At 47.4% G+C, this 25,681-nt stretch carries 21 protein-coding genes and 1 pseudogene; 4 read left to right on the forward strand and 18 right to left on the reverse strand.

Going from position 1 to position 25,681, the window contains the following annotated elements; genetic code table 11:
• The 12 genes from EBR25_07720 to bamD form a co-directional block, all read right to left on the reverse strand.
• Nucleotides 1-861: hypothetical protein (locus EBR25_07720; protein ID NBW40874.1), on the reverse strand; the 861-nt coding region annotated here is incomplete at its 3' end.
• 19 nt (nucleotides 862-880) lie between these two features.
• Nucleotides 881-1,513: a hypothetical protein gene (locus EBR25_07725; protein NBW40875.1), complete on the reverse strand. Its 633-nt coding sequence runs from the start codon at nucleotides 1,511-1,513 to the stop codon at nucleotides 881-883.
• The gene (locus tag EBR25_07730; protein ID NBW40876.1) at nucleotides 1,501-3,057 is read right to left on the reverse strand and encodes a hypothetical protein; all 1,557 of its coding nucleotides are present in this window, start codon (nucleotides 3,055-3,057) and stop codon (nucleotides 1,501-1,503) included. Before EBR25_07730 ends, EBR25_07725 begins: the two co-directional genes overlap by 13 nt.
• An 83-nt stretch (nucleotides 3,058-3,140) precedes the next feature.
• The gene (locus EBR25_07735) at nucleotides 3,141-3,890 is read right to left on the reverse strand and encodes a prepilin-type N-terminal cleavage/methylation domain-containing protein (protein ID NBW40877.1); all 750 of its coding nucleotides are present in this window, start codon (nucleotides 3,888-3,890) and stop codon (nucleotides 3,141-3,143) included.
• On the reverse strand, nucleotides 3,847-4,353 hold the full coding sequence (locus tag EBR25_07740) for a prepilin-type N-terminal cleavage/methylation domain-containing protein (protein ID NBW40878.1): 507 nt from the start codon (nucleotides 4,351-4,353) through the stop codon (nucleotides 3,847-3,849). The genes EBR25_07735 and EBR25_07740 overlap by 44 nt, the downstream gene beginning before the upstream one ends.
• Entirely contained in the window at nucleotides 4,326-5,078 is a 753-nt protein-coding gene (locus tag EBR25_07745; protein NBW40879.1) for a type II secretion system protein, read from the reverse strand. The genes EBR25_07740 and EBR25_07745 overlap by 28 nt, the downstream gene beginning before the upstream one ends.
• A gap of 122 nt (nucleotides 5,079-5,200) precedes the next feature.
• Nucleotides 5,201-5,704 carry a prepilin-type N-terminal cleavage/methylation domain-containing protein gene (locus EBR25_07750; GenBank protein ID NBW40880.1) on the reverse strand — a complete coding sequence of 168 codons (504 nt, stop codon included), beginning with the start codon at nucleotides 5,702-5,704 and terminating at the stop codon, nucleotides 5,201-5,203.
• Nucleotides 5,705-5,878: 174 nt separating this feature from the next.
• Nucleotides 5,879-7,105: a type II secretion system protein GspF gene (gene gspF / locus EBR25_07755; GenBank protein ID NBW40881.1), complete on the reverse strand. Its 1,227-nt coding sequence runs from the start codon at nucleotides 7,103-7,105 to the stop codon at nucleotides 5,879-5,881.
• Between the two features lie 7 nt (nucleotides 7,106-7,112).
• Nucleotides 7,113-8,765: a type II secretion system protein GspE gene (gspE, locus tag EBR25_07760; GenBank protein NBW40882.1), complete on the reverse strand. Its 1,653-nt coding sequence runs from the start codon at nucleotides 8,763-8,765 to the stop codon at nucleotides 7,113-7,115.
• Between the two features lie 165 nt (nucleotides 8,766-8,930).
• Nucleotides 8,931-11,858 carry a type II secretion system protein GspD gene (gene gspD / locus EBR25_07765; GenBank protein ID NBW40883.1) on the reverse strand — a complete coding sequence of 976 codons (2,928 nt, stop codon included), beginning with the start codon at nucleotides 11,856-11,858 and terminating at the stop codon, nucleotides 8,931-8,933.
• Between the two features lie 73 nt (nucleotides 11,859-11,931).
• Nucleotides 11,932-12,897 (reverse strand): hypothetical protein, encoded by a 966-nt coding sequence (locus EBR25_07770; protein NBW40884.1) that lies wholly within the window; start codon nucleotides 12,895-12,897, stop codon nucleotides 11,932-11,934.
• 148 nt (nucleotides 12,898-13,045) lie between these two features.
• Nucleotides 13,046-14,275, reverse strand: coding sequence for an outer membrane protein assembly factor BamD (gene bamD / locus EBR25_07775; protein NBW40885.1), 1,230 nt, complete (start codon nucleotides 14,273-14,275; stop codon nucleotides 13,046-13,048).
• Nucleotides 14,276-14,506: 231 nt separating this feature from the next.
• Here bamD and EBR25_07780 point away from each other — a divergent pair, with 231 nt between their 5' ends.
• On the forward strand, nucleotides 14,507-15,361 hold the full coding sequence (locus EBR25_07780) for a pantoate--beta-alanine ligase (GenBank protein ID NBW40886.1): 855 nt from the start codon (nucleotides 14,507-14,509) through the stop codon (nucleotides 15,359-15,361).
• A 102-nt stretch (nucleotides 15,362-15,463) separates the two neighbouring features.
• Here the strand turns inward: EBR25_07780 and EBR25_07785 are convergent, their stop codons facing one another.
• From EBR25_07785 to EBR25_07800, 4 genes are all read right to left on the reverse strand, one after another.
• Nucleotides 15,464-15,754, reverse strand: coding sequence for a hypothetical protein (locus EBR25_07785; GenBank protein NBW40887.1), 291 nt, complete (start codon nucleotides 15,752-15,754; stop codon nucleotides 15,464-15,466).
• A gap of 128 nt (nucleotides 15,755-15,882) precedes the next feature.
• On the reverse strand, nucleotides 15,883-16,317 hold the full coding sequence (locus EBR25_07790; GenBank protein ID NBW40888.1) for a hypothetical protein: 435 nt from the start codon (nucleotides 16,315-16,317) through the stop codon (nucleotides 15,883-15,885).
• Nucleotides 16,318-16,613: 296 nt separating this feature from the next.
• Nucleotides 16,614-18,566, reverse strand: a complete 1,953-nt coding sequence (gene dxs / locus EBR25_07795; protein NBW40889.1) for a 1-deoxy-D-xylulose-5-phosphate synthase — start codon at nucleotides 18,564-18,566, stop codon at nucleotides 16,614-16,616.
• Between the two features lie 249 nt (nucleotides 18,567-18,815).
• Nucleotides 18,816-19,625 carry an OmpA family protein gene (locus tag EBR25_07800; protein ID NBW40890.1) on the reverse strand — a complete coding sequence of 270 codons (810 nt, stop codon included), beginning with the start codon at nucleotides 19,623-19,625 and terminating at the stop codon, nucleotides 18,816-18,818.
• Between the two features lie 311 nt (nucleotides 19,626-19,936).
• Between EBR25_07800 and EBR25_07805 the strand changes: the two genes are divergently transcribed.
• A complete protein-coding gene (locus EBR25_07805) occupies nucleotides 19,937-21,307 on the forward strand; it encodes a M20/M25/M40 family metallo-hydrolase (protein NBW40891.1) in 1,371 nt (456 codons plus the stop codon).
• Between the two features lie 164 nt (nucleotides 21,308-21,471).
• The gene (locus tag EBR25_07810; GenBank protein NBW40892.1) at nucleotides 21,472-22,383 is read left to right on the forward strand and encodes a hypothetical protein; all 912 of its coding nucleotides are present in this window, start codon (nucleotides 21,472-21,474) and stop codon (nucleotides 22,381-22,383) included.
• A 569-nt stretch (nucleotides 22,384-22,952) separates the two neighbouring features.
• Here the strand turns inward: EBR25_07810 and EBR25_07815 are convergent.
• The gene (locus EBR25_07815; GenBank protein NBW40893.1) at nucleotides 22,953-23,642 is read right to left on the reverse strand and encodes a hypothetical protein; all 690 of its coding nucleotides are present in this window, start codon (nucleotides 23,640-23,642) and stop codon (nucleotides 22,953-22,955) included.
• 202 nt (nucleotides 23,643-23,844) lie between these two features.
• On the opposite strand from EBR25_07815, the gene EBR25_07820 reads away from it, so the two are divergent.
• The gene (locus EBR25_07820; GenBank protein ID NBW40894.1) at nucleotides 23,845-24,333 is read left to right on the forward strand and encodes a GNAT family N-acetyltransferase; all 489 of its coding nucleotides are present in this window, start codon (nucleotides 23,845-23,847) and stop codon (nucleotides 24,331-24,333) included.
• A 328-nt stretch (nucleotides 24,334-24,661) separates the two neighbouring features.
• Here EBR25_07820 and EBR25_07825 read toward each other — a convergent pair.
• Nucleotides 24,662-24,835: pseudogene (locus EBR25_07825) on the reverse strand (WXG100 family type VII secretion target).
• Nucleotides 24,836-25,681 lie beyond the last annotated feature (846 nt).

A 25,681-nucleotide genomic window follows, 5' to 3' on the forward strand; every position in this document is an offset into this window, starting at 1 on the left:
TGGCTTTGGCGGCACACGAAAGTCTAAGCGAAAAGGTTGAGAGTGACTGGTAACTCGTTTTTTACTGAACAGCTCTACTGGTCCCTTGAGAAGTTTAAAGCCCCCTTCACTTAAGATACCATCAAGGCCAACTGCTATTTTTCTGTCATAAGAGTTCGGTCTGTCGATACGTACCGTTCCTTCCAGATTTCCCAGGGACGAGAGAAGTCGGGCCTGCGTTATGTTAACTAGCTCGGGGTTAACACTCCCTTTGATTTCTATTGAGCTCTCAATGAGTGCTGGGATAGTAATAGGCATCGGTAGGCCTGTAAGTTGAGGATACAGGGTTGTTTCCTCAGATTTATTAATCTTATCGAGCATTATCTCGATTGACTCAAATTCGAAGGGTGGATCGGCCGCGGGATTTTCCGTGATCGAGATTCGTCCCTGTAGCTGTGCTTGTTGAAATCCAAGCCCCCCAACGAAGGGAAGTCTTGTTACGTCTGCATTGCGAAGCTGCGCTACGGCTTGTCTGCTCGAGGCGTTTGCCGTTATCTCTAAGTGTCCACCAAGCCAATCACCATCAATAAGGAGCTGAGGGCCAGTCGAGAAGATCTTCTTAAGACCAAGGCGAATGCGTACATTTTCTAGTGATAGAAGAATCGGGCTTTGTCGCGGACGAATTACAATTTCTTGAAATGAAATTCCGATGAAGGCGAGGTCGGGCTCTCGCATGCTTATGAATATCTCTGAAGTGTCTATATTTTTTTCAATGAGACGAACAATCAGACTCGCATAAATAGTTCTCGGAACAAGAAATAGGCCAAGCAAAACAGCAGCCAATAACCCCCAGAGTACTCTACTTTTTAGGAATGAACGCATGGAGCTATGGTTCCTTTTTTCAAACTCGCCGAGTTATGATATCTAGCGACACTACGACGTTTAACGAGCTTCCTCTTCCCGTAAGAGTCATTTTCGTTATGACAGCAGGGCGTTTTTCATCCGATGAGAGTCGTTTTAGAAAATCCGCTAAATCTTCTTGTGAAATTTTCTGAAAGGTAACAGTGAAAGAGTGCTGAATGAAGTCCTCTCCAATAGCCTTATTTGAGTCTCCTAGGCGTTGTATGTTCCCATCCAGTTTATCCTGCCCACTTTTTTTTAGTAGTGCGTCAAGATGGCTCCATACTGCTTGTTGTCGAGCAGCTTTTGAGAATCGCTCCAGGGATGTAAGCTTTTGCTCTTCTAGGCGGTGAAGTTGATGAATCAGGGGGGGAAGTGATCCGATGGTTTTCTCAAGTTCTGTCAGACGAGCTCGTTGTTCTGAGAACACTTGAATTCCAAACTCTATCGAAGAATAGAGTCCCATGCTTACTGCTATTCCGAGTGCGATAAGGACGAGTCGTTTCTCACTTGCTGTTCTCCCCCGAAACCAACTTTTAGAGCTTTTCCGAGCTTTCTCCCAATATTGCGGCAGAGAAGCGGTGCTCTTGTGTTTCTTTTCATCTATAGCGTCTTTATTCTTCACGTGGAGCATACCTTCTTAAGAATGATTTCGAGTTGTGTTGCTTTCTGGCGCGACCGATTCTCAACCTTTACTTCTACATCGCAAAAATTCTCTGAATGCTTCTGAAAAGCCTCGTTAATTTTCTCCACAACACTGTACGAAGCCGCAAAACATTCAATGATTGTCTTATCCGAAAGAATATTAAGCCGACGAATCATGGAGACATCAACATCTTTAAGGGTCTCGAGGATAAGGGCGAGTTCTTTTTGTAATGGGATAGAAGTGCTGGTTCCAAGTTGCTGTAAAATATCTCGAACGGTTGCGATTTCTTGTCGAACTATAGTGAGCTCTGTTCCCTGCTCTATATTAGGCTTTCTCAGAGCTTCTTTCACTACAGAATTGATTTCATCTTGAAGAGAGGTAATCCGGTATTCTCGTGCGTAGAATCGCATCGGAAGGAGAATAGCGATTGCTAGTATAATTACGGCTATCGGAAGCAATAGCGACCGTATCCCATCGATTAAATTCCGAACATAGGGTCGAAAAAGAAACTTGCCAGTACGATAATTAGGAGTGAACTGTCCATATCGAGAGAGCTTTTCATCGAATCCAGTTGTCACAAGGCATGATAGCCCGAGCTCTGGAGAGCTTTTTGGCACAAGGTCCTCATACGAGAGGAATTCTACTGGTTTTTTCACCTCTTCCGCATCCCAGATTGCAAATTCCTCCCGCTCGCCGACAAAATAAATGCGCTCTATATGGCACTGATTGAGCTCCTCGGTCGCACTGATCCAAACATTCAGAAGATGCTCTCCGGGGAATTCCGTTCTGCTGGTGCTCGCGTCGAAGGGAATTGAAAAATATGTCGAAGGTTCTCCATCTATGAGGAAAGAGACTGAGTAAGCTCCCTCTGAGGAAAAGACAATCGCACAATTCTCTTTGATATACTTCGGGTAGAGTGCTCGACAGAATTCGCCGAGTGCCGCAGGAATCGTCAGGACTGACGGCTCAAAATTAGCCTCATGGCACTCTTGAAGCAGATTCGCCAGTATATGTTCAGGATAGAGGTCAACCCGAACTGTGGGCTGTTCATGAGAGGTGGCATTTTGTTTTTGATCAATAGGTTGTGCGATTGGTCGGGCGTGACAATGAAACATGTCTACCGAGAAAGGAAGTTTATCCTGTGCCTCCATTGGCGCTACCTGAGCGAGGTAGGAAGTTTGTGTAAAGGGGAGCTCTAAACGGAGTGTCGTTGCTTGATGTGGTGGCAGAATAACGATTGATTCGGTAAATTTTCTCTCTGAGAATTGTTCTAATATCTCACGTATGGGAAATGGCGCCAGGTATGCTGCTGCTGTCTCATCATTCGTTGCCAATTCACCGTTATTGCCATTAAGCGTTGAGTTGTCACGATAAGAGCCATCTAAATCGAAGTACGAGTTCCACCAAGCAGAGCCGTCGACGACAATGTCCTCTTCAATCGAAGTCTCTGCCCCTTCTCCAGATAAGAGGACGGCACGAATGTGCGGTCTTGTAGCATCAATGCTCAGAATGAGTTTTTGCGGCGAATTCACTGTGTGCCATCTCCCCTAATCTCCCCTGATTGTAGAGTGTTCTTTTACGACCCGAAAGGCGTGAATCATCATGAAGACGGATCTTAACGTCGAGCACGCCTTTTGGCTCTCATTGGCACGGTTACACTAATGGTCTTGGGAATCTCTTTGGGCGTTCTGAGGGTAATGGCACACCGTACCATCGCTGGAAGCTCTTTCTTTTTGTCCTCTCCCCAGGTCCTGGACCATTCATTTGTTGCCATATCGAAGTATTCAAATGAGAGGCTTTCAACCGTCTCAGCAAGGGGGAAGCGAATGGCTTTTTTGTAGGCCTCTTGAAACGGCCGTTTATACGGTATCTCCTCTCTGATGAGAGAGAATACCTCGTAGGGTGCTTGGGCTGCTCTTTCTGGATCTTTTTTGAGGGAGTAAGTGATTTGGACGAGTCCGGTATTAGCAGAACGGTCTTCCAGAAAACTCTGACCTGCATGCATGCCGATAAAAGTTATGCTATCGCCTGGCAGTCCATTTGATAGTTCTCCTTGCTTTCCGATGAGGTTGTCAGCCGAAGTGTAGCGTGTCTCCGTATCACCTTCGGGGGGCATCAGTGGCATTCCTGCTGAGGCAAGTTGAAGTTCTCGCGAAAGGCGTTTTATCAGGACAAGCTCTAAACGCTCTACCTCTTGTTCATCCTCGACGATACTCTTAGCAGAGAGAAGGCTCGAAAGAGTCGAATAGGAGAGGGTGAGCATTATTGAGAGTGCCGTAATAGCAAGGAGGACCTCGATCAAGGTGAAGCCGAGAGAGCTTTCATGAGTTTTCTTCATTTTCCTCCTCAGTAACCTCATCTTCATCGAATGGGATAAAAAAGGCGAGTTGAAGTGATTCAGGACGACGCTCTCCCCACGAAATTAAGAGACTAATTCGTTTCATAGCCTTATCACTTTTATCTATCCCCCAATATTCTACGCTAAGCTGAGCTTCATATTGGAAGTCTGTTGCATCAAGAGAGGAGTCACGCTGAATCTGTTCGCTTGGGAGAATACCGTTAAAAATTTCTTCTGGTGTCCCATTAAATGTCCCTACTTCAAGCGGATCACCAGCAGATTCTCTTGCTTCGACCGCGCTCAATATCTCTCTTGCAAGCCTCGTCGCTTCTCGCTGTTGTCGCTCTAAGACGGTGCGTTGAACAAGAGCGCTTTGTAGTCCAAGGATAATGGTCAGCGCGCTCGCTAAAACTGCTAGTGCTATTATGACTTCAAGAAATGTAAATCCCTGCTGTGATCGCTTCATATCTTTTTCTCTGCAAAAGTCCATTCAAAGTCCTTCCACTCATTGAATGTCTGAGTGATTCCAGTAAATGGATTATTAACCAGAGTCATTTCTTGTTTATCTCCGATGAGTAAGTGCAGCGCGACAAATTCAGCGAAGCCTTTCGGGGAAAATCGAATGCGAACGAGCTTATCTTCGCTCCTGCGAGTCCATCCCTTCGGTGTATAGATAGCCTCGATTTGGATTCCTTTCGGTAATTGCCGCGGATCTCCCAGCGAGGGGAATGTCGGAGGTGGAATAACGGTGTGTGTTTGGCCATAGGAAGGGTTGAGAAAAGCGTTTAGCTCGAGCGATATGTTTCCGGCATCGCCGCCGAACTCCGCGAGCCTCTCGTCAGTTTCTGGCTCGGGGATTATGGCTCCAACAGTATATGTGGAGGACTTCAAGTCAAACTCTATCTGGTAATAGGTCTGATCCGCCACCGCTTGATGAAAGAGAAACCTCATGGTTTCATTCAACTCACGAAGTGCTGCTTGTCTCCTCCAAAATTGTGGTGATGAAGAGCTGCCAAAACCTACGAAAAAAAGGGCTGAGATAACAAGGATGACAATAGCAAGTTCGATAATTGTGAACCCATGGTGACGGCTCTGACCCCAGAGAAATGCTGTGTTTGCCTCAAACTTTTTGGGCATGAGAGCTGGGCTCTGCGAACTCTGGTTCCGCACATCTTGCCTTCTCATGTCTTGGCAAAAGTTTCTTAACACAGCCATCTTCTGAGTCGTCTCATACAGTTTCCGTCCCCTTCGTCCGAGACCTCAAGCGAGAGGATAGTCCGATTATCGAGACACGTTCTCGCCTGTTTCCTTCCCTCAGGCGCTTACTTTCTTCCTCCCTAAGGCCCTACGACATTAAAGTCAAAGTTTACTCCTTCGCCTCCAGGTCTTCCATCAGCCCCAAGGCTGGTGATCCGAAAGGTGCGGGAGCCCTCTGTGGCATAGGTAAAAGGGTTCCCCCAGGCATCGAGTACGGTATCGTCCCCTTCATCAATAAGAGGAACACAGCCTGGACCAGTTACATCATTACATTGTGACAGATCCTCTAAGGAAGCAGGAAGGCGGTTGTACATCAGTTGATATTCACTAATTTTTTGAGAAAGAGTCTTCATTTTTAAATTATTCAGATTCGCCTTTGCTTTCTCGCCGCTTGAGAATATCTTTCCAAAAAGGAAGGAGCCGAGGAGTCCGATTATGACAAGGACTACCATAATCTCTACGAGTGTGAATCCGTGCATCCCATGTGCTGTATGTTTTTTCCGCCTTCCCTTCGAACTTCCATTTGATGATAAACCTCTACCGAGTGCCATTTTCTCTTCCATTCTTTTTTCCTCTATCAGCATGCTTTAGCATTACCTGCAAACCGAGCAGACTGTACATCTCGCACAGTTGACCGCGATGCAAAATTCGTTAGGTATCAGATCTAGCATGGTGTAAAACTCCACAAGAGAAAAGGGGATAATAGCTCTAAAGCTCGTTTTTGGGAGAGCCTTCGCTTGCTGAGGGGATATTTTGCTTTAGAGCGCGACTACATTCATGAGTTCTGTCATTGGGAGGAGTACTGAGACAACGATAATCAGCACGATTATGCCGACGGTAACCATAAGCAGTGGCTCTAAAAGCGAGGTGAGTCCTTCCAGAGTGGAGCTCACTTCATTATCATAAGTAGTGGAGGCTTTCTCGAGCATATGCTCAAGGTCTCCGCTCTTTTCTCCAATAGCAATCATTCTTGAGATCATGGAGGGGAGAATCTTATGACGCATGATCTCGCTGCTTAAGTTTTTTCCCTCTCTGACACCCTCCCGAGACTCTTCAAGCATAGAGACAACATGCACATTACCAATAATATTTTTTGTAATGTCTAAAGCTCTGAGGAGCTCAACACCACTCCCTAAAAGAGCCGACAGCGTGCTCGCAATGCGGGCAGTAATCACTTTAACATACACCGGCCCAATGAGCGGAAGTTGCAAGAGCCAGAGATCTACTTTTTCTCTTCCCTTTTTACTTCGGTAGTAGTTGGTGGCAAGAGCTCCCAGTCCGATGGTGCAAAGGATGAGTAGCCACCAGTAACTAATAAGAAAGTTTGAGCCAGATATAACAATTCGAGTGGGCAAGGGGAGGTCTAGCCCTTGTTTTACGAATATCTCTACAATCTTTGGGATTACGCCTACCAGCAACCCGATGATCACGAGAAAACAGACTACCATCATCACAACGGGATATGTGAGTGCAGAGAAAATTTTTCCTCTAAGCGCAACTTGGCTTTCTAGGTAGTCGGCCAGTTTTTCAAGCACCTGATCGAGGGTGCCCGAAGCTTCCCCTGCGGCAACAAGGTTGGTGTAGAGGCGGGGGAATATTTTGGGGTGCATCCCGAGACTTTTGGCAAGAGAGTCGCCTTCTTGTACCCCTTCTCGTAGCTCTACGAGCACTCTTTGCATAACGTGAGAGTCCGTCTGTTCTCCGAGGGCTTGCAGCGCACTCACCAGTGGAAGGCCAGCATTAAGGAGTGTCGCGAACTGTCTCGTTGTTAGCGAGAGTTCTTTCATCGTGACTTTGTCGGATTTCAAGAAATGAAGCACGTCATCAGTTTGCTTTGTTACTTTCGCGCTTGCTTCTTTTATGGTGGTAGGGAATAAATTACTGCGCCTCAGTTTTTGGCGAGCCATCCGCTCATTTTCGGCGTCGAGACGTCCCTTTGTCTTTTTTCCTGAATTATTGATGGCGATGTATTCGTATACTGGCATAACGTGCTTAGCTCAGATCTGCTTGGCTTACCTCTTCATGTGTTGCGCGAATAACTTCTTCTGCAGAAGTTACCCCCTCAAGTACTTTCATAGCTCCGTCTATTCGAAGCGGTTCAAACCCGCGCTCAAGCGCTGTCGCGCGGATGGTAACAGAATCACTCCGTTGTAGGATCAGTGAACGGATGGGCTCGTCAATGATGAGCAGCTCGTGAATACCAGTTCGTCCCGTATATCGGGTATTTTGACACTGTTCGCACTGAGCTGTTCCAGGTCGGAACGCTTGTCTTGGCCATTTGCCCCCAGGATGAAGTCCGAGTTCAATCAGCTCCTCATCGGACAATTCGTACGGATCTCTGCATGATGTGCAAAGCCGACGAACCAATCTCTGCCCCATAACGGCTAGTAAGCTTGACGAGACAAGGAACGGCTCGATCCCCATGTCGATGAGTCGAGTGACTGCTCCAGGAGCATCATTGGTATGAAGAGTTGAAAGAACTAAGTGTCCGGTCAGGGAGGCTTGAATGGCTATCTCGGCTGTCTCCGCGTCGCGAATCTCCCCCAACATGACCACATCAGGATCTTGTCGGAGAATAGCTCTGAGCCCCGATGAAAATGTAAAATTAATCTTTGGATTGACCTGCATCTGACCGATACCCGCGAGTTGATATTCGATTGGATCTTCAACCGTCAGAATGTTGAGCTCGGGAGTGTTTATCTCAGTCAGGCACGAGTACAGCGTGGTAGATTTACCGGAGCCAGTCGGCCCTGTTACGAGGAAAATTCCATTAGGCTTTTTGATCAGTCGTTGAATCGCCGTAAGGTTGTTGTCCCGGATACCAATCTGAGAGAGGCCAAGAACGGTTCCCGACTTATCAAGTAAACGCATAACAACTCGTTCACCGAATTGAGTAGGAACGGTAGATACTCGAATATCAACCTCTTTGCCCGCAATCTTTAGCCCAATTCTTCCATCTTGGGGAAGTCTCTTCTCGGCAATATTAAGCCCTGACATCACCTTGATGCGAGAGATGATTGCTGCTTGATGACTGGTATCTTGGGAATCTATATCATAGAGCACCCCGTCAATTCTGAACCGAACCTTCAGAGCGTCTTCATACGGTTCCATATGTACATCAGAGGCCCGCTCCGTGCTTGCTTTAAAGATGATGGCATTCACGTAACGCATAATCGGAGCATCATCGTCTTCAGTTTCTGTCACATCAATTTTTAGTAGCGCATCAAAGACTGAGTCTTCCTTTTCCGTATCGCTGTCGAGGCTACTTGATTTGCTACGCATGAGCCTGGTTCTCATTGCGTTGATGGCTTTTGTAATCTCTTCAGGAGAGGTCACTACTATCTCAATCGGCTTGCCGTAACACATGCTAATATGTTGAAGAGCTTCTGAGTTTTGTGGGGCTGCGGTCGCTACGATGATATGCCCATTTTTTGCTGCGATGGGAATGATTTGAAATTGCCTTGCCCACGAACCAACGATTCTATCAAAATCTCCCATGATGAGATCTTCCGGCGGTTCAGGCTCTCCAACTTTTTCTTGCCACGAGAGTCCGAGCTGAGAAGCGAGTTGCTTGAGATCGGTAGGCGAGTGACTTTCGATTTCCTCATTCTCTTCGCCTATTATGTCTTCCGTTTCTTCACTCATTTAGACCTATAATCAGATTACTGAGTATCACACGTGAAATTATAGCCTGATTTCAACTGTTGCGCCCCCACTTTTCTATAACTCACAGCGTATGGCTTCATTCGCCTCAGATTGTGAGGGATGCCTCACAATCTGAGGGATAATCGCGAATCTGAATGCTATTGCTCACTCTGGAGCACGTCTCCACGGTCCCTGCCCAAATTTAAGAATCTCATAAGGGCTGAGGGCGTACCATGTTAGGGTGCGCGACGGGTCTTTCAGGTTCTTTTGCGCTTGTTCTCTCGTTTGAAACGCAGCTTGTACCTTCACTGTTAATCCATCTTTATGAGAGCCATACTTCAGGGTTTTTCCAGGAGTAAAGTCCCCAAGGAGGTGGTTTGCTGAGCGCGGGACTTCAATGGCGACATGCGGCTCGGTTCGGAACGGAGGGGTCAGCCCAGTTGGAGAATCTTTTTCTACCGATAACAGGATGAAATTGTTGGTAGAAGAGGCGGCTTTTTCTGATGCGGGAGTCCCCGCCTTGGGCGGTAACGTCTTGAATACGGAGGCACCATTTCTTTTATTTGATGATGGGCTTCCAGGAAGGGGAATATCAACCTCCATTTCAAAGAAGGTCGGCTCTTCCACAGAGCTTGAGCGTAATCGTGCATGTTCTGGAGAGCGTAGCTCAGAGTTTGGGACTAATCGTTTCCGAGTTGGCACACGAGTCGGCACGTCATCTGAAGGTGTCTCGGCTTGCATAACCCGATCAATTTCTCGGCTATAGAGTTCGGTAGTGCGCGGTGGATAGGCATCTATGGCATCCATTCCCGTCTGAAATTCATCTCTCTGAGTGCTAGTGATATCTCGGTGGTCGAATTGATCACGAATAATCCGTGCGGTGATAAATATCAGGAGATTGACCCGACGTGTTCTTTTTGTGGAGCTCCGGAACAGATAGCCGAGTACTGGAACATCCATTAAATAGGGAACCCCGGTGTCGGCTTCGTCAACCTGGTCTGACATGAGTCCACCAATGACAATCATCTGCCCAGACTTTGCGATTGCAGTCGTTTCGCTGGTACGAACAGTTGTCGTTGGCCCCAGTGCTGATTGAGCTGATGTTTCTTGAACGCTTGAGACTTCCGTAAAGATATCAAGCCTTACCGTATCATTCGATGATATTTGCGGAGTAATCCGAAGAGTGATTCCCACATCTTGTCTATCAACGGTGTTAAACGTGTTGTTCAGGTTTTGATCGCTGGTTGAAGTGCTTGCTATAAATGGAACGTTCTGACCTACGACAATCTCTGCTTGTTGGTTATCTGTAGCAAGAATATTCGGAGAGCTGAGGACATTTACCATCGAATTGTTCGCAGCAGCATTTAAAATCACTGCTTGCGAGGGTAGGGTCAGATCCCCGACCGTGATTGTTCCAGCACTCGCCGCTGCAATAGTGAAGTTTGAAAGGGCAGTGGGATTTGTTATGAGACTTGCTAAGTTCCCAGAAAAAGAGCTTTGAGCGAGAAAGCCACCATCTTGACCACCGCCAGTTGACTGCCATTCAAGGGCATCTGTCTGGCTGTCATCGAGTTGAACTTCGAGTAAAAGTGCTTCAACAAGAACTTGCCTTGGCTTCACATCAAGACTCTGTAAAAGGTCAACGATTTTTTCGTATCCATCTTTATCTGAGTAAATAATGAGCGAGTTTGTCGAGGGATCGGAGGTAATAGAGAGGTCGTCGCCAAAATTTACAGAAGTAGAGCCATTGGCACCATTGCTGTTTTCATTGCGGGATCTCCCCGGAGTTCGAGTTTGGGAAGCAAGTCTGTTTTGAGCGTTTGAAAGACTTCCTGAGGAAGTGCTGTTCGCCTGGCTCCTTCCTGAACTTCCTCCTTGTCCCGTAAGATTGGCGAGGACCTCAGCGAGCTCCTCTGAGTTTGCATGTTGACATCGGTAGACGTAAAACCTGAAACCACTTTTGTTTGTTTCGCTGTCAAGTTGATCAACGAGTCCTCGGATGCGGGCGGTTGTCTCATCATCAGCGACGACAATAATTGAGTTTGTTCTCTCATCCGCAATGATTTTTGGCTCGATAGTACGAGCAGAGATGGTAGAGCCGTCAGAGGAGATAGTCGCAGCGGTGTTTGTGGAGGTGGAACAACTGCCTCCAGTTGAGCCACTTGACCGTGCTGCTTCTCGAATGCGTGCCCGCAGGGCTGATATTCGGCTGGCAGTATCGCTTCCATCTGAGCCGCCTGACACGCCTGGTGCCTCACTCTCTCCGAGAATATCTTGCAGCTTTGTGGCGATATCAATCGCGTCAGCATGAACGATAGGAATGATGCTTAAGTCCCGCCCACGAGAAGCAACGTCTAGGCCAGTGATGAGCTCGATTACTCGCGCAATATTATCATCGGAATCAATAATGATAAGCGAATTGGTTCCCGTATAGGCATTGATTAATCCGTTTGATGAGACAAGGGGCGAGAGAATCTGCTTGGCGTCATCCGCATTGATATATTTCAGGTGCACGAGACGGGTAACGACTGCTGCTGTTGGATCGTGTTTGCGACTCGCATCGTCTGTTATTGTAGGAATTGTCGATTGGATCGCTTCTTTTGAAGGTACGATTTTCCACAGATTTTCGCCGATTGGCACTGAGGAGAATCCTTTAAGCGCTAATACGGAGTCGAGAATCTTTAGGGACTCTTCGGCCGAGACTTCTGAGGGGAGGTAGAGCGATACTTTCCCCTGAATTCGTTCATCGAGAATAAAGTTCCGTTGCGTCTTTTCGCTAAATAGTCGAATGAGCGCGGAGATGTCGGCATTCTTTACATTGATAATCGTTCCTTCAGTGGCAACATCTGAATCTGCTTTTGGCACTTGAGCATAAGCTGCCTGTGGGGAAAGCAGAGAAGAGATATTTGACAAATCAAGAGAGGGTAGGCTCCCTGCTACGAGAAAGAGTGGGCCTGCCAGGAGAAAAAGTGAAATGGTCACCGTAGAGAGTAGTAGTCGCGAGAAAATTTGCTCGGTAGAGAGTCGCACCATCAAGTATGGTGCGTTCGAATTATTGTAAGCGCTGTGTTCCTGAGTAAATGCTCTTTTCATTTCCTATGCTCTTTTTCGGGTCATAACGGTTCTGTAAAGCACGACCGATCTTGACGGGTGCGACTATTCGTTATCACCGGATTCTATAATTGAAGGTCTTTGGTTTCCTACTCCTTTCCAGTTCTAAGGTGAGATTTCTCTCCTCTCTAAGCTGCTCAAATAGTTTCATCGCTTGACTGACATCTCCAAGACTATTCCCATTGATATTTTTCAGAATATCCCCATTCTTGAGCCCGATCTTTTCGTACATGCTCCCCGACTTAATGGCAAACAACCGAAAGCCCACTGCTTGTCCATCTTTATAGAATGGTACGGCTCTCGCTTGCGTCAGTAAAAGGGGTAAATTTTCCAGAGCCTCATTTAATTCTGTTTCTTGAACCACAATCTCTTCTGAGTCAGTAGGCGGGCTTGAGGAAGCCGAGCTCTCGGAGGGGAGGTCCTCAATTACAAGAACTTCTATCTTCCCCTGATAATCTAACTCTACTTTGGAAGAGTGAATCTTTGATACGCTGGCAACCTCAAAGACCGCATCGCCTTCTCTAAATACGTCTTGAGTTTTTTTCTTTTTATCTTCGATGATTGCACTCGAGCCTCCACCTTTGTTGTAGAAGATTCCAATGAGGGTCAAGTTCAGAGGCTTGCTCTCCGTTTTTCTCGTAGGGGCCTCTGCTACTGATGTGCTCGAAGCGCTTTCGGTGATTCCAAAGAGTTTTGTTTTTTCAATGGCTCTGGCATCGGCTCGACTGAGGGGCGAACGCCGAGCATTTTCAGCTGGCTTATTTTCTTTTCTACGCATTCGTGCTTCTTCAGTGCTTGAGCGAATCTTTTGAATTTCTGGTGGAGGGGTAAAGAGCTCTTTCATAATGAAAGTCGTTGTTAGCATGAGCAGCAGAAAGAGAGATGCCCAGCTGAACATCCATAAACCAGAAGCTGCTCGCGCTATGTTTGAACGAGTGAGCAGCCGTCGACACAACAAGTCGAAATCAAATCGTGGGGATGGGGTGATGCGCTCAGACATGACCATCATAGTATCGCTCATAATAAGGAAGCCGCAAGGAGTTAGGTACCCTCTTTTCGATGAGAAAATGGGGAGAAAGGATCCGAATAATGGCTGAGAAAGGAACTTATCAGGAGATACGTTCTCAGTGCGGAAAAGCTTTGGCCCAAAGGGCGTAATCCCATCCGTTCTATTGCTTCTCTGCTAGGATAATTCGCGGTGGATTATCCATTTGAAACGCTATAAACGGGGAGTTGCTTTCTAAACGGAGAACCCCATCTTTTCCTATGGAGAGCGGCTCACCATCAAAACATTCAAGGTTGATCGCTTGTGGGAGCGTGGCTGGAAGACTGATGGTGACGAGACCGGATGATGGAGCTCCGACCTCTGTAACATACGATGCGGGAGGAGAAGCTACTAACTCAATCGAGACTTTCTTGCCTCCTCGTACTGAGCACGAAACATCTCGAAGAGAAGTTGGACGGAGTACACTGGTGGAAGTGGATTTTTCGCTCGGGTTCTGCCCCTGTTCAGAGACTGATGAAGACGTTTCTTCTCTTGTTTTCTCCAAACGAGTATTTTTCACTTCGCTTTTATTGAGTTCGGCAGTAGTAAGTTTAGCAGCTGCGAGTTTGGAAGCAGGATTGAGGGAGGCTTTTACGACGTCCTCTTCAGGGGCATTTTCCGCCAACATTTTTTCTTCTGTGATCCCAAACTGCTGCATGACTTTCTGGTAGCGGGCATGGCGCTTACGCGCAGCTCTCTGGTGCCCCCGTCGCTCATAAAAGTCAGCAACGAGTTTCTCGTGCTGAGCAAGAGATCGATAGGCTTCATCGAGATAGGCCTCAACCTGGGGACGAAACATTGAGTCCGGATGCCGTCTCAGAAATTCCTGATAGTGTTCAACGGCGCGTTCTATCGGATCGCGATCGCGACCTATATCAGTATTCATCAACTGAAAGCTTCTTCCCGCGCGCATTCTTATATACGGCGTGCTGTCTGAGAGCGGGTAGTTTCTTAGCGCCTCTTCATAGAGTTTTGCCGCCTCGTCAAAATCAAGTTGAATAAAACTTGTATCTGCTAGCTTTATCGAGGCAAATTCTGCATACGGACCAAGCGGATAGTTTTCAACGATTGAGCGAAATGAATCTTGCGCTACAAGGAGGTAGTTTTTCGCATACACTTTTTTTGCAGAAGCAAAGAGTTCTTTTTCTGTTCCCTGAATAGAGGGCGTCCCATTGATTGGCACCTCTTTTACTAATTCCTCCTCCACTGGCTTTGAAGAGGTGGAGGAGCATCCCACGAGCAGTTGACTCATGCCGATCGTTAATACAACAAGACCCAGCGAATTATAGAGGCGAGTACAGAGGAGCACTTCTCTAATTTTGGGGAGAGAAAGAAATATTTTCATCAGTATCATCTCTTGGTATACGTTCCCTGCACCGTTTTTGGTCAGCTACTATTTGTTATGTCACGTTGTTTTCTGTCACGTTGTTTTCTTACGGGAACTCGGATATTGACTCTCAAACGCGTATGTCGAGAATCAATGGTGAGCTGGCACCGCAGCGCGAGAATTAAAAACTGTTTTATTGTTGCGAGTTTTTAGCGGCTTTGCAACTGACCTCTTTGATTTGGGTGGGAAATTATCGGTATGGACGTTTTAAGAACTCGAAATGACATAACTCAGTGGTCCCGTCGGATGCGGGCTGCTGGCGAAACAATCGTCCTCGTGCCTACCATGGGAGCATTGCACGAGGGGCATTTGTCGCTCGTGGATCAGGCTCGGACGCATGGCACGAAGACAGTTGTATCAATCTTTGTAAATCCGAAGCAGTTTAATGTTACAGCCGATTTAGAGCGTTATCCTCGTGATGAAGCTCGCGATTTGGCGTTGTTGGCGGAGCGGGGAGTTGACCTTGTGTTTGCTCCTGATGAGAGTGTGATTTATCCAGAGCGGTTTTCTTCGCATGTTTCTGTTCGAGCGTTGACGGAATGTTATGAAGGCGCTGGGCGTCCCGGCCATTTTGCAGGGGTTACAACAGTCGTTACGATACTCTTTAATCTTGTGGCTCCGCATGCGGCTGTTTTCGGTGAAAAGGATTTTCAGCAGTTGCGAGTTATTGAGCAAATGGTGGGAGATCTCGGCGTTGATATCGAGATCCTGCGTGCTCCTCTTGTGCGAGAAGAAGATGGGCTAGCGATGAGTTCGCGAAATGTTCGTCTGTCGTCTGAGGGAAGAATTCAAGCTTTGGTTTTAGGACGCTCATTGCGCCGAGCTGCAGAAGAGAGACGGAACCAGAGCCGACAGAGTGAAGATATAGTCTTAGCAGCGATGAGTGAATTAAACCCGCTGATTGAAAGCAAGCAGATTACCCTCGAATATCTTGTAGTAGTTGATGAAGAGACTCTGGAGCCAATTCTTGATATTGCTCCTGAGCATCCAGCCCGCATTTTGGTTGCTGCTATGGTTGAAGGTGTGCGGTTACTTGATAATATGCCACTGTAGTTTCTTCGCCACCGAAGCGTATGCCAAGGGCAACAGCCGCGCCGTTGAGCAGCAACACCCATCGAATAAGTCGTAGTATCCAGCCAGGGCAGCCGAGAGCTGCTAGCTCAGGAGAGTTTTTGCCCTTTTGGGAATCAACTCTTGAAAAAGCACCGCTTCTTGACCAAAGGCATCCCCAGAAGCCCTCAGACGGCTTGCCACGTGTTCTGCCGTCTTCATTGCCTCGTTTTCGGATAGCGGTGGAGACTCACGCGCAAGTATTCGCGCAAGGCGAACAACATTTCCAAGCTCTGCTTGTACTGTTAGCAGTGCACACACCGCTTTATCAGAGTTTATGTTGTCCTTCTCTTTTGGCTTTCGTTCGGGTCTAGTTTGTTTATCGTCTGCTTCCATGCTACCTCAGTGTATCATTCAGAGGCGTAACACCAAAGATGGTGTCGGAGGGAAGTTTCATCTACTGAATAATCTGCTGTCATTTGTTCTGTGAATCCTGAATCCCAGAGAATTAGCATGGATCCTTGCTAGAAAATAGGATGCCCTTCTGCTTTTTTCCGCTTGGCGGTTGAAAAGCAGAGAGGGCGCTTGTCCTCTTTTTTGCGAGTTGGGAGCTTGCCACCGTCTACTACGTGAAAAGCTCTTTCGGAGCAGTTCACTTTAAGGGCGGCTATTCCATCTACGATTTCTTCGTAGAGAGTCTCCTCGAAGTCCTTGTGGGCTTTATCTTCAAGTGTTTGAAGACGAATCTCAGCCTCAAGAATTTTGTCGAGAGCTCTTTGGAAAACACCAAGAGCGATTGTTTGCTCGGACTCAGACATCTCCGAGAGTGTGTCAAGAAGTTTGCCGGCTTCACTTCCTCCTGCACCATCGAGGAGAGATTTAATCTGAAGTTGTAGGCTAAACAGATTTTTTGTGAAGTAACCGTTTACATCTTCTCGTTTCATGACTGTTCCATCCATTCGTAATGAGCTAGGGCGTTCACTCGTTGCACTCTCTTATCGCAGTCTCTTCCAGAGTTGCTTCACTTTTTAGTTAGCAAAAGAGATGCCGATTGAGTCAGTGTTGCTAACATGCTGATTGTAATGGGCCTTTCTGCTTTTCGAATTGAAATAGGGCGAAGTTTTTTTGGTCACGTGTCTTATGAGACAACAGGTGTCGTTTCGTAAACGATACGAAATTCTATGAGGCATTGCGCGAGATGTTCAGTGTCAGCACCTGGTTTCAGTGAAGGGCGCCACTTAGCTCGTTTCTGTGTTTAAGCAGAGAGACGGGTGCCCGAAAGATGGACATCACTGAGCGATTGACCGAAGACGGGACGAAGCCGTTCTTGAAGAATCGCAAGGATTGAAGCCGCATCATACCCATGCATGGCGTACTGTTCTTTCTGGCTTGCATGTGGTGTACACACGTCGAGGGCGCCAAATCGAAGGCAGGTGGGGCGAGTGCTCTCGTCAATCTCTTCTCCGAGAACCTCTAACACCGCCGAGCCGATACCGCCAATGAGGGTTTGGTCTTCGATAGTGATTACGTAATCGTGAGTTCTTCCAATTTGTTGAATCAGCTTCCTGTCAATTGGTTTTACGCTTCGAAGATTTGCCACCGTTGGGTTAATTCCATACTGACTACAAATGGCATCTGCCACTTCAAGAGCGGTATAAGTAACTGGCCCAGCCGCTAAGAACGCAATTCGCTCTCCTTTCCTTAGAACTTCACCTTTCCCTATGGGAATCAGCTCAAGGGGCTTATCAAGCGAGACTCCAATCCCATTCCCTCGTGGGTATCGAATAGCAATAGGGCCATTATGTTTTAGCGCGGTAAAGAGCATGTGCCGGAGCTCGTCCTCGTCCTTTGGAGCAAGCAGAGTCATATTCGGAATTGGTCTCAGGTAGCTGATATCAAATAAGCCCTGATGTGTTTCCCCATCATTTCCGACGGCTCCTGCTCGATCGAGGGCAAAGACAACGGGGAGATTTTGAATGCAGACATCGTGCACGACCTGATCGAAAGCACGCTGCAAGAATGTGGAATAAATTGCGCAGACCGGGCGATATCCTTCGCAAGCAAGTCCCGCTGCAAAGGTAACAGCATGTTGTTCGCAGATACCAACATCTGAAAATTGTTCTGGGCACTCTTCCTCTAGCATGTCGAGCCCCGTTCCTGACGGCATGGCCGCAGTTATTCCGATGATCTTATCATCCGCTTTGCAGAGGTCTACGAGTGTTTGACCAAAGACTTTTGTATAGGAGGGGGGAGGCGGAGGCGCATCTCCTTTTGCTGTTTTTGTGAAGGTGGCACGTTTTACATCAAATGGCGAAACGCCATGCCACTTCAGGGGATCTTTTTCGGCAGCAACAAACCCTTTGCCTTTCACCGTTTTCACATGAACGATAACGGGACCTTCTTGTAGCTTTGCATTAAGAAGTGCTTTCTTGAGAGCTGGAATGTTATGTCCGTCCACCGGTCCGATATAGCGGAAGCCGAAAACTTCAAAGAGGTCTGAGGCTTCGGAAAAATAAGACATTGCTGACTCTTCAGCTTTATCTATGGCTTTATAGATGAACTCAGGAATGTATCCTTGTCGATGCCACTCTTTAAACTGCTTTCGCATTGCTGTTGGGCGTTGTCCAGTTACGGCTTTTGAGAAGAACCAACTGAGTGCCCCCACGTTTTTTGAGATGGACATTTCATTGTCGTTCAAAATAAGAATGAACTTTTTCAGGTCTAGGCTTCCTGCATGATTCAGAGCTTCAAACGCCATTCCTGCAGTGAGTGACCCGTCACCGATAATTGGGACGACATACCGTTCTGATTCCTGTTTTTTGAAAGCCAGAGCCATACCGACTGCTGCTGAGATACTGGTTCCTGCATGGCCAGCCCCAAAAGCATCGTATTCACTTTCATCTCGACGAAGGAATCCAGAGAGGCCGTTCCTTTGCCGAATGCTGCTCATCTGGTCACGTCTTCCCGTGAGCATTTTATGAATATAACCTTGGTGACCGACATCCCAGATAATGCGGTCTTCCGGGGTATTGAAGATGGCGTGAAGTACTACTGAGAGCTCCGTAGCTCCAAGGCTTGAGGCGAAGTGTCCTCCCGATTGACTGACAAGAGAGATGAGCTCTGTTCGAAGTTCATCGGCAACTTGTATCAGGCTCGCATCATCGAGTGTGCGGAGATCTTGAGGAAGGGCTAACGAGTCAATCAGCATAGTGTTTATTGCTACCACAGTTTTGCATCCTTGACCCAGAGAAAGAACGAAAGACGGGAAGATTTCCAAAAGGCCACTTTGTCTCTTTCCTGGTTCTGATTGCAGGGTAAGGTTTCGAACATGGAGTATAGAAGCGGGAGATGTGCTAGGCAACTCAGATGAGAGAAGAAACCGTAATGAACTAACCCCCCGAACTTATGAGGTTCTTTTGGGCTTCCTGCGCGTCTTTCCTGATAGTTCGGCTGATCGTTAGTAGGTGAAAGGAGTAAAGTGAACCCTTCTGTTAACAGCCCACGCGACCTCAGTGCTTGCACGGTCAAGGGGGACTTCACTCCCGTAACTGATCGTTTCTATTCGGTTTCTGTCCACACCGAGTGCTATCATAGCGTCCCTGACTGCTTCAGCTCTTCTCTGACCGAGCGCAAGGTTGTACTCAGTAGTGCCCCGCTCATCGCAGTGCCCCTCTAACTGAATCTTTACGCCTGGGTTCGCATTCAACACTTGGATATTGAGAGCAATTCTTTCACGGGCAATGTCGTCTACTGAATAGGAGTCGAACCCGAACCGGACATCCTTAAAAAGACCTTCTCCTTCGGCTTCAGGAATTGAGCCTGTTCCGTAGCGTGCTGCAAGCTCTGAATCCAGTTCAGATTCTGAGAGGCCAAGATAGCTACTACTGTTATTTGCTAAGCTTTCTGGGTCTTCGCCCCCTCCTCCCAATAATGAGCTGCACCCGGAAAAGACAAGGGAGACGAGGAGTATCGCGCTTGTCATGAGGGGAACCATACAGTCTTTGAGTGAGATTGAGAGCGAGTCCCATCTTCCCAGAGTTTGCCATCCATAGGCGGGTTCTTTCTCTAGGGACTTACTCACGCGTGTCTTTGGAGTTCCAAGCCAGCTCTGAACCTCGCTGTTATGCGCTGATGATGAACGTTCAGTAATCGGGTCACTTCCAGTCATTTGGTCATTTCCATGAAAATCCACTGAGTGAAAATCCACTGAGTGAAAATCCACTGAGTGAAAATCCACTGAGTCAGTCATAAACGGTGAGTCAGTCATAAACGGCCCCTTATAGCGTAATAAGCCCTGGCAGCGTATTGAAACAGTAGCTGGTGAGGTTTTTAAGTCGCGACCCTGTTATTTACAGACCCTGTTACTTACAGACCCCGTCCACTACAGACCCCGTCCCCCCCATACCCTGTCCACCACGTGCGGCTCATGTTCTTGCTCGTGATACATGTTCCCGCTCGTGATATTGGTATCTTGCAAAACGAGCAGTTGTTCAAAGTTCTGCGACGATGAAATACTGTTCGTATCAATAGAATTAGGTGAATAGAGCGCGAAGCGCAAGAGATAAATGAAGGAGTGTTATGAAAACCGCAGAACAAATTCGTAAACTCTACGATGAAGAAAAATGCCTTCGCGATTGGTCAGATTTCTTGAGGTTTCAGAGTATAAGTACTGATCCTGAGTATGCAGGAGAGTGCGTTCGTTGCGCAGAGTGGTTGCGGGAACATCTCTCGAGCATAGGGCTTGAGGCATCTTTGCTAGAAACTCAGGCGAAGCCAGTAGTTTACGCTAGCTACCGCTCGCCTCAGCAGGATGCACCGCGGATACTCTTTTATGGGCATTATGATGTTCAGCCAGCAGATCCTTTAGAGGAGTGGACGACACCACCCTTTGAGCCAACACTCCGTGACGGCAGGCTTTACGCTCGGGGAGCCGAGGATAACAAGGGGCAAGTCATGTATTTTGTGAAGGCGGTTGAGGCGCTGCTCCAAGAGGGGCAAGGTGAGCTTCCTGTCTCAGTGGCATTCCTGATCGAGGGGGAAGAGGAGTGTGGGAGTGGAGGGATTGCAGCCGCGCTTGAATCCTGGCAAGAGCGACTTCAGGCGGACATATTAATGGTCTGTGACACTGGCTCTCGAGCTGCTGATGTATCAGCTATTACCATGGGGCTGCGGGGTATAGCGGGTCTAACGGTTCGTCTTTCTGGTCTTCGGACTGATCTTCACTCAGGAGTGCATGGGGGAGTTTGCCCTAATCCAGCCACGGAGCTTGCGCGATTACTTGCAACTCTTCATGACGCGGATGGCAAGATTGCGGTAGATGGTTTTTACGATGATGTTCCTGAGCCAGATGTTGAGGATCTCGCTCTTGCCAATCAGGTGGAGCTCCCTTTGGAAGCGTATCAAGCAATGAGTGGTGTTCAGCCTGTCGGGGGAGAGAAGGGCCGGAGCTTTGCCGAACGAAGAGGATTTCGGCCCACGGTAGAGATCAATGGGATTCATTCTGGATACGGGGGTGCTGGGATGAAAACGATTATTCCGCGGGATGCCGTGGCGAAAATTACAACTCGAACGGTGGCAGCGCAAGATACTGAGGGTGCTCTTCGGAAATTAGAAGACCACCTTTTACGTCGAGCTCCTGAAGGGTTAGTGATTACTATTTCTGAGAGTGAGAGTGGTGGCTCTGGGCTTGCGGTGAGTGCATCGAGTCCAGTTATTGAGAGAGCTCGAACCGTTTTGGAACATCTTCAGATGGGGAGTGTTGAGTTGATGTGGGAAGGAGCCTCGATTCCTATTGTAGCGAGTCTAGCAGAAGTCGCGAATGCCGAGCCGCTTTTGGTGGGTTTTGGATTAGAGGAGGATAATATTCATGCCCCGAACGAGTCATTCTCATTGGATCAGTTCTTTAAGGGATTTTCGTATGTAGTCGGATTCCTCTCGAGCTACAAATGATTGTGGAAGAGCTATTTTGCTGAGTTAAGCCATCTCTGCCTCAAATGATGGCATAACCCCATGAAAGTTCGCTGCTTTCGGCGAGTAATCTTGAAAGCCGTATCGTATAACCGCGGCTGAGAGAGCTCTGGTTGTGAGCATGCTGTTTTTTCTTGAGGAATGTGATGACTGACTTTGATGATAGGAGTGGGAGAGAAGAGGGTCGGCGAGTTGACTATCCTTTTGCTGTACCGAAAAACTCCCGTTTGGATGAGTTACAGATACCGAAGGATATTCAAGAAGCATCCCAGGTAATAGAAGCGCCACTCGAAGATCTTTTTTCTCATCCTGAGAGATATAATTTTTCCAGGGTTCAGGAGCTGGCAGCCTACCTCGCTGGCGAAGAGAATCGGGCTTCTATACATCGAATGGGTGGAGCGATAAAGCAACGGACCCTCTTTTTTGAAAATCCAGAACCAGTGGCGGCAGAGCCAATTCCCGTGAGAGAAGTCTGGCGGTTTTCGGAGAACCGTTTGGCGGCTTGCCCAGAGGTGGTTCTTGGGTATGCATTTTCTCCTCAGTACTTACAATTTGAACAGGGAGCGAAAGTTACAGAAGATGCGTTGCATGTTGGGGTTGTTGACTGTGGAGAGGAGCAGGGTTCTCCTTATTATGAACGACCAGTGCATCGGTGGCCCATCCGAATTCCTGCTCAGGGGGCTCTTGTCCTTGACGGTCGACTCCTACGAAACGGATACATAGAATTTAAAGCTGCGGACGATATGGAGTTGCCCCGCTATCCTGAGCTTCAGCGCTTAAGACTAGGAACCGTTAAGAGTCTCTCGCTGCTTGGTGCGCCTGGTTCGTTCAAGATGAGAGAGTTTGAAGACAAGAAATCTATGCGAGAGGACTTTAAGAACAATTTTTTGGGAATGTGGAACGATCAGATTCATGTTAAGAGGGGCGGTTCAGAGTTACATATCTCCTTTAAAAGAGCCGGAGGGATTTTTTCAAAACGTTCTCTCGAGATTCAGAATAAGGGAGATATTGCCATAGCTCTGAAATTCTATCTTGGTGCGGAGAATGGTGTAGGATGAGAGTAGCTCGCTAGTAGAGAAGGAAGAGATGGTTGAGCTGAGAGCGTTCCTTTACTTTCTGAGCAGCCTCTTTGAAGCGACTATTCGAGAGAGTCCCATCGGAGTATCCAGATTGCTGTGCTACGCTGAAGTTCAAAGCGTTCCCCCCGGAAACAGGTACCACCTTCCTTTCTTCTTTCCTCCCTGATGTCCCCCTCCGATACCGCTGTGAGAAAGGGCGGGCGCTTCTGCGAGGGAGCTGCTGCTTTATCAAGCTAATCCCCGACCCTTAGCTCCTGGCAAAAAAAGACTGGGGGTATGTAATGAGGAGGGAGCATAAATTTTTGCGAAGGGCTTCAACACGTTGAGCAGAGAGAGAAAGAGTTGCACAAGTCACATATCAGAAAAAGTTGTAATACCTGCTTTAGCAATGGAGACGGCGTAACGAATGTTTCGGATCCAGAGTCCTTATTCAACTATCTCTTTCCCGGCAAAGGCACCCTACAGACAACGCTTAGCTGCCCGGAGTCAATTTACAGATAGAAAACAAGAGCCAAGTAAGCCCCACGATTTTTTCTCGTGAAGTTGCTTTACACTAGCGGCTCTTCTAACTCTATATGTTCCTCAAACCACCAGCAGGGATGAGTGAGGATGTGATAACGGTGATGCTTTAACAAATGTTGACACAGACAGCCTTCTCTCCAAATGGCACTACTGTCTGACAAATATCTAAAGTCATGCGTAAAAATTGACTGATAAGCATGGGGAATACCCAACCCTTGATAGACTTTTTCTAAATTCTCTTGCAAACGCTCCATGGTTGATGAACCTGAAGTCCTATGTGGAGCAAGGGTTTTTACGGGAGTTTTAAAAATATGTTGAAAAATTTCTATCTCTCTTTCAAGCATTTCATAGCCATCTTCCTTATTGATCTTGGCCATATCAAAAAACTCAGTATGTAAGCCAATTTCATGCTGTTTCGTTTCTATCTCCTTGAGCTCTTTGTAAGCGACATATGAAAACGGATTATAGTAATTGCTATGCAGTCTTATAAAATACGTTGCGGGGATAGAAAGTTCCGATTCAATATCTGCAAACTTAAGCGCTTTAGAGGTTGATTTATCCACATCATGCCGCAGAAGCACTATTTTTTCTGGCAATTCACTTTCTTCAATTTGAGAAAGGCCATGAAAGGTTAAAAATGTGTAGCCATTCTCTTTGAGAACTTCCAACATTTCTCGGTAATGAGCAAAACTAAAGTCGCACGTATTGTTTTCCATATTTCTTTTATCTAATTCTCATCTTTGATCTAATGCTCATGGTGTCACGTTGTGCTGTGAGTTCTATTGATTCATTGAGCCAAGGGTTTCATTCTCTGCAGAAACTCTAGAACTTTAATTTTTCAAAATCTAGGGGGAAATTTCTCTGGCTCAAAGGCGAATATGCTGTGAGGAGTACAACCAAAAAAGTGGGAACTATGGAATGAAAATAGAGTGTAGGAGCGAGATTTTGCCAGCTGAGAGTCAGGTTATAAGAGAGGGGTTCGCTCAGCATACTCTAGCAACAGATGCCCCGCCTTTTACCAAGACATCTTTGAATTGGCTTGCTTTCAAGGAAACGTCTCTGATTGGAGCGGCTACGGCAGAAGTCTTGTGGGATTGGTTATATGTTGACAAGCTGTGGGTGGATACCGCTTATCGAGAGAATGGAGTGGGTAGCGCATTGATGCTGGAGATTCAAGAGTATGTCATTTCGTCTGTGCTCACCGGGGTATGGCTTTGGACTCAGAGCTGGCAAGCGGCTGAGTTTTACGAAAAGCTAGGATATGAGCGTTTTACTGAGTTCAACGATTTTCCGAAGGGCTTTAAGCGGTTTGGATATCGGAAGTATCGAGTTGAGGTCGGTCACCTGTCCAACTTACCTGTCCAACAAGGAGTAGAGGGGGCAAGGAGTAGAGGGGGCAAGGAGTAGAGGAGTAGACGGCCCTTACTCGTAATCTCTCTCTCTCGTTCTAGGAAATCCTCGATAAGATGCGGGAAAACCTTTTCCACGCACGAACTCTTCTACTCGTTGCATTCCCCTGTTTTGTCGCAATTCGAAAGTTTTTCATGATTCGCTTAAATTTTTTCAAGCGTCGCCTCCTTGCCGCTCCGGCATACTGCTCTTTGATCTCCCTCCGTAGACTCCTCAGCGAATCTCTCAGGGCAGCTCTCTCCGCCTGGCCCATTACTATTTGGCCATCTTGATAATACTCGGTTGCCGAAGTAATCGAGCCAATCATTGACAGTATCGTCGACTCATCGCCGCTCGAACCGCTACTGGTATTTCCATCAGAGTCACTACCAGCGCCATTACCGGAGTCATTACCAGAACCACTATCAGAGTTACTGCCGCCGCTCGAACCGCTACCGCCGGCATCTCCGCTGGAGCCACCACCAGAGTTTCCACCAGATCCTCCTCCGGTATTATCCCCTGGAGGAGGCAGAGGAATAAATGGATTATCAACCTCACATACATCTGGAAGTGCGGTGCCTCCGTGGTTCGTCGATATCGAGGTAATCGTGATGCGGCCAGCATTGATGATATTCAGGAAATAGGTAGCAAGTGGAGGAGACTGCGGCGCGTTCTGGTTGTAAGTAGACATGTCAAAACCGCTTGAATCATTCGCATCACCCACAATTACATCAAAAAATCCGTCCCCATTTACATCTTGTCCTGCTGCTAGACTGACAGCGCCCCTGTAGGGCGCGAAGTGAAGATCCTCCGGGGTAAGATCAATAATTGGGTCCTGCCAGTATGGATCGATAATTCTTACACTTACCGCCGTGCCATTTATTTGCTGATCAAGGAGAAGCAACGCAAGCTCCTGAATGCCATCATCCGTTAGGTCTCCCGCTGAGTAAATCCCACGTATACTCGATACACCATGCATAGCCTGTGGGAAACGGAGCCATTCGGTCTGTTGCGTACTCTGATTCCACCGCAGCAGATTGATAAAAGGACTGCCGTTCCAGTTTGTGGCAAAGGCGATTTCGTCATCATTATCCCCATCAAAATCGCCGAGGTTTGCTATCGGTCTAACAAAAATAGGATTCTCACTCCCTGTCCCCTCTATAGTGGTAATCGGCTGTATATTTTCGCTTAAGAGATCTGCTCCACTATAAATTGCAATATCAAAAGGCCCACCAACAATGATATCGTTGACACCATCGCCATTGAAATCTCCCACTGGATATATACGGCTTCCAAAGCTAGAGATATGGACGTTTGCAGGCTCCTGATGTGTTGCCAGCAACGTCCCATCTGCTCCTGAGTATAT

It is taken from the genome of bacterium (genome assembly GCA_009926305.1).
GTDB lineage: Bacteria > Bdellovibrionota_C > UBA2361 > UBA2361 > RFPC01 > RFPC01.